Source organism: Cupriavidus sp. 2TAF22 (genome assembly GCF_052115045.1).
GTDB lineage: Bacteria > Pseudomonadota > Gammaproteobacteria > Burkholderiales > Burkholderiaceae > Cupriavidus.
Window position 1 is genome coordinate 1 of sequence record NZ_JBFRFX010000091.1, and the last position, 5,300, is coordinate 5,300.

At 62.4% G+C, this 5,300-nt stretch carries 4 protein-coding genes; all 4 read right to left on the bottom strand.

Annotated features, from left to right (window positions below; genetic code table 11):
* Positions 1-908: hypothetical protein (locus AB4Z48_RS40050; RefSeq protein WP_441624381.1), on the bottom strand; the 908-nt coding region annotated here is incomplete at its 3' end.
* Positions 908-3,565 carry a T6SS effector BTH_I2691 family protein gene (locus AB4Z48_RS40055; protein ID WP_441624383.1) on the bottom strand — a complete coding sequence of 886 codons (2,658 nt, stop codon included), beginning with the start codon at positions 3,563-3,565 and terminating at the stop codon, positions 908-910. The genes AB4Z48_RS40050 and AB4Z48_RS40055, both read right to left, overlap by 1 nt.
* On the bottom strand, positions 3,562-4,527 hold the full coding sequence (locus tag AB4Z48_RS40060) for a DUF4123 domain-containing protein (protein WP_441624385.1): 966 nt from the start codon (positions 4,525-4,527) through the stop codon (positions 3,562-3,564). The genes AB4Z48_RS40055 and AB4Z48_RS40060 overlap by 4 nt, the downstream gene beginning before the upstream one ends.
* A partial coding sequence (locus AB4Z48_RS40065; protein WP_441624387.1) for a type VI secretion system Vgr family protein occupies positions 4,464-5,300 on the bottom strand: 837 nt, incomplete at its 5' end. The genes AB4Z48_RS40065 and AB4Z48_RS40060, both read right to left, overlap by 64 nt.

The window sequence follows — 5,300 nt, forward strand, 5'->3', positions numbered from 1 at the left end:
CAGTGGGACAAGCCGAGGATGATGAAAGCCGGCGAAATCATCAGGCAGCCGACCCAGATGAGGGGACCGCCTTCGCGCAGGAAGGGCCCCAAGGCCTCGAACTGCGCGATGAAGGCTTGCCACGGCAGCGGCAGTTGCGAGCTGATGCGTGGTTCTGGGATAGCCGACAGGCCGCCCTCGTCCATGTAGCGGCGGATGAATTCCCATTCCGCCTGCAAATCCGCCTCACCGCTGCTTTGCTTGCCGACAAAGGCTATGACGGGAAAGGGCAGCGGCGTGTCGTCGGCGAACCAGCCGAGAAGCAAGCGCTGGCCGGCGACTTCCATCGAACTGACGCCCTCCCAGGGCACAACGACAATCCCTCCACAGCTAGGAGGGCGATGCAGATAGACCTGCTGCGTGACACGGTTGAAGCGGATCAGCAGATGGCGGGAGGTCAGCACTTCCAGTCGCGTGAAGCGAAAGGCGTATTTGAAATAGAACCAGAGGGGGACTCCGGAAAGGAGCGTTCCGAATATTGCCATGATGATGTCGCTGGCAGTTAGTGCCCTGCCAAACACGGTTTCGTTGCCCATGATAACGGCCCAGAAGATGGGCAAGTCCATATCAATCCAAATGCCAAACAGCAGATAAATGACGGCACCTGAAACAAGAGTTACCAGACCGCGCTTATCCTCCATGCCGCCAGAACGCATTTCCAGATAGATGTCGTTGCAGGCATAGACCGGACCTCGCGTCTTGGCCTGTGCGAACCGTTTTGCCGCCTGATTCGCTTTGTCTTCGGCCACGGACTCTTCATAGACGGGCTCCACGACCGGTCGGCTTGGACCAGGGTCCTCCACATTTTTCTTGTACCACTCATCGGACTTGATATTGCCCAGCCACATGATCCACTCGGCGAAATACATCAAAGCACCTCTTGCAGTCCGCCGTAGAGCCCGGCAAGTTCTTGTGCCGTATCCTTGTACAGCTTTTCCCCATTGAACTTGGGTCCACGATATATCGTCCGCTTGCACCATTTCTGCAGGGCATCGTCATCGAAAATCGCGATAAGCACAGTGACGACAATTGTCACCCAGGTGCCACGGAGCAATATTCTTCGCATCATTAGAGCGACAGCTTCCTTACCCAGGTAGGCCGCTATGTTGGCGAGGAAGTTAATCCCAGAGAACCAGCGAGTATTTATCGCACGTTCGGCTAGCAACTTGAACATCGGTCCGGCCGCTGCAAATGCGATGCCGGCTTGACTCGCTATCATGGCGATTGATACCGCGAAGCGGATTCGATAAGCCATCCACAGCAGTGTATTTCCCTGTTTTTCAGCTTCGACGCCATCGGACCAGTCGTACCTAACGAGATAGATGCCCGCTGTCGTAGCCAGCGCGCCACCCCACAACTTGAGTCCACCAAGAAAGACGGTAGCGCCCACGCCCGTCGTACTGGCGGCGGCATATTGGCGCAACACGATCTCCGTGCCGCAGGCCAACACCTCCAGACCGGCCGCGAAGGTTGTTATTGCGGCTGCGGCCAACTCCGCTTTTTCCTTTTCGTCCTTGGTCCCTTTGAGCCACTTATGGCCGAGCAGGGCGGCCTCGAACACAAGCAGCCAGCCACTGGCGCGCACTTTGTAGAATTCACTGGAGCGGGCGTCCACCAGTTCGGTGGCGAAGGCGAAGTTGACATTGCGCTTCACGTGCGCGCGCAAGACCTTGGGGTCGGCGCTGCGCCCGATCGCCTGTAGTTCCTTGAGCCGCAGTTTGACGGCTTGCTTGCCGATGCCGGCGGCCAGCAACGAGCGGCTGAAACCGTGGACGAACCACTCCATGCCCTTGGGCGCGTGGCGCAATGTCTGACGCCCCAGGCTGGTGTACCAGGCGAGTGCGCCGCCGGCGAGCCTGGCATGGCCGGCCTTTTCCATTTCCTCGTACAGCCCGTTGGCCTTGTCGAACATGTCCCCCAGGGTCTTGGCGCGCTCCAGGCCTTTGCCGGTGTAGTCGTAGATATCGTGCTCGGTGACGGGCAGCGGCGCGGCTTTGGCCGCTTCCCTGGTGCGCTCCATCTCCGCGAGGATGTCGCTCTGGTTCAGCGCGAAGCCTCGCAGGGCAAGATTGGCGCGGTCGGTGGTGTTGCCCTCCCACCATGTCTGGATGATGTCGGCGGTGGCCTTGCAACCCTCCGCGCCCAGGACGCACAAGCCTGTCTGGCCGGAAAAGTGCCAGCCGTTCGACGGGTCCCGGTTGTCGTAGACATCCAGGGCCGCGAGCAACTGCTCGCTCTGCAGCCATTTGTGGTGGTCGTTGGAGCGGCCTTCGGCCATGGCTTCCAGCGTCTTGCACTGCTGCTCGAAGGCGGCCAGGTTGGCTTTCATGGCCTGAACCTGCAGGGCGGCCTGCGGGTCCGGGGGATTGACGTACCTGGTCTCGAATCGATTGCGGTATTCACCGCTGTCGAGCTTCGCCTGCACCCGTGCACGGATGGCCGCCTCGTAGTTCTTCATGTGTTGCTCGGCGGCCTGTTCCCAGCGGGCCTCCTGCTCCGCGTCGAGCACCCAGCCGCGGGTCATGGCGGCGCCGGGGTCTTCGATCTTGGCGCGCTCGATGTCGATGTAGTGTCGCGCCTCGATGGCGGCCGACTTGTCCTCGAACAGCTGCCTGACGTCGTCGAACGCCTGGGCCACCAGGACCAGGCGTTCATTGTCGAGGCCTTTGGGGTTCTTGAGGCTAAGGTAGCCTTTGAGCTGTTCCACCGCCTCGTTGCGCCATGCGTTGAGCTGCTGGGTGATGCCGATGGGATCGTGCAGTACCACCGCACAACCGCGCGCGCGGCGAGCGGTTTCCTTGAGGTCCGAGGCGACCCAGGGCGTGTGGTATTCGTAATCCGGGCTGGAGTAAAGCTGGCCGGCGAGCACCGGCGCGAGCGCCTTGTCGGTGCGGGCAATGGCGTCCGACAAGGTGCCGTCGATGATCATCGGGTCGAGTACGTCGTCAGCAAACGAGCACGTGTCCGCAATCCTCTTGATGTCGAATGACTGCAACTTGTTGCGCAGGTAGGTCTTGTCGCGCACCTCGTCCACCATGCGCTTGGTGAGGGGGTCAGGCGTGAACAGCAGGCGCAATTCTTCGATATCCTCCGGCGCTTTGAAGCAAATGGTCCAACCGCTCCGCAGTTGAATACCTTGCGTGTCGGCGATCGGCTGGTGAGGTGCATACGGCCAGATCGGATGGAATATGCCGGCGGACACGGCATGCCAGGCGCTCTCGCAGGACCAGTCCTTGCCCAGGCGCTTGACGAAGGCATAGAGATAGCCCTCGCGCAGGCTGCGCACAGCGTACCGGGCATTGAGTTTGTCGAATGCGGGGAAGTTCTTGCCGAGATTGGATGGTAGCTGTGGCGCCAGTTTGTCCAAGGCCTTCAAGTCGCCATGGGCGAGGACGGCATAGCGCAGCGGCAGGATGGCTACCTCCGTCTTGCACTCGACACAAGGACTGGGCGCTTCGTCCCTGCGCGTTTGCCGGGCAACGCGAAGTGCCTGGGACAGGAGTGTGGCAGGGGAGTTCGTGGTCATGATTGCGGCCTCCTTGGGTCTGCCTGGTGCTTCAGAGCGGCCAGCGACTGGCTCAGCGGAACCTGATCGGCGACGGCGCGCTTCACGGCATCCTGCCAGTCGCGATCGGCGGCCAGGCGTGCAGCAGGTATTGACAACCCCACCAGGACGTAGGTGGTCAGGTCTTCGTGGCGGCTCAGTCCATGCTGGCGGGCGGCGTCGAGCTGGGCTTCTATCTGCGTCAGGCGCACGCCACGGCAGTCGCTGGCAAAGACGGCCGGAGCTTCCTGTTCCAGGGTGTGCAGCAACTGATGCGGCAACGGATCGGAAACCAGGGCTTCCCACAGGGCATCGGTCAATGTCAGCGCCGGCGGCGACGGCTGCGGCAGGCGCGCGCCGCCGGGGATGCGGCTCCAGCGCGGGTGTTCCGGCGTGGCGCCGGCAAACCACCAGGACAGGAAGGGAGCGAAGAACCAGCCCACCCAGGCCGGGCTGGCCGCGCGGTGCAGGACCGGCAGGACCAGGGGATCGTAATAGCGCAGCAGGTAGCGTTCGCCTTCGCCGCCTTGCGCGAAAGTGGCGTGGCTGAGGTGGCCGGCCAGCATATCGGGAGGCCACAGGCTGGTCACCCAGGCCTGGATCACGTCGGTGCCGTAGCCGCTGGCCTTGGCGATGAGGGTGTCGAAGCCGGCCGGGCTGCTTTCGCCCGTGCCAGCCAGCATCGCGCCCAAGGGTTGCAGCGTGGCATAGTCCGGGTCGAGCAGCAGAGGGTGCAGCAATCCCTCGAAACGCGCGGTCACTTGTTCGCGTTGCGCTGGGGTCAACATCGCCATGTCGATCAAGGCCATCAAGTAACACGGCCGTGCGGCGGCGTTATAGTGCAGGTCTTCGCTGAATGCCTGCAAGAGCTGGTGGGCGATCATGCGTCCACCTTCATCAGGGCTTTGCGCTGGACGGCAGCTTTGAGCCAGCAACTGATACAAATGGGCTCGCCGGCGGCGGGCGTGCCGTCAACGGCGGTGGTGTTGCCCCCGCCTCCGGCCTGTTGGTTCAACGGTCCCTTGAGATGGATCGCTATGCCGTCCACGGTGATGCCGCTGTCGTCCAGCGTGATGGTGCCGCCGGGGCCGCGCAGGCGGGCCACCTGGCCGGCCTGTAGTTCGTAGCGCGCGGTCTTGCGCTCGATGCTTTGCCCGGCTTGCAGTTTGTCGTGGCCCTGCACGGTGGTTTCGCGGTGCCCACCGATCTCCACCCAGTGGTTGGCCGTGGTCTTGTCGCGGCGGTTATTACCCACCTCCTCAGTGCGATCCTTGCCGATGCGGATCGTGTGATTGCGCCCGACAGTCTGGAAGTCGTCCTGGCCGACGTCGTGGCGCCGATCCTGGCCGATGGTCACCTGCTCGTCGTTGCCCACCGTTTCCCTGCGGTCATGTCCGATGGCGATGATCTCGTCGTGCTGCACCTGCTCGCTGCGGTCATGCCCGACGAAGGTGGTTTCGTCGTGGTTGACGTGGAGGTTCTGGTCCTTCTGCGCGTGGACGAAGATTTCCTCCTGGTCCTTCTCATCCTCGAAGCGCAGTTCGTTGTAGCCCTCGCCCTTGTGGGTCTGGCTTTTGATGGTCATGCGGGTCTTGTGGTGCGGAAGTTCGTAGGGCGGCAGCTGGTTCGATCTGTACGTGCGGCCGGTGATGACCGGCTGGTCCGGGTCGCCGTCCCAGAAGTCGACGATCACCTCCTGGCCGATGCGCGGGATGGC

What these genes read in the sequence shown, in the direction of transcription:
- AB4Z48_RS40055 (WP_441624383.1), bottom strand. Translation starts at nt 3,565, where the DNA reads ATGACCACGAACTCCCCTGCCACACTCCTGTCCCAGGCACTTCGCGTT.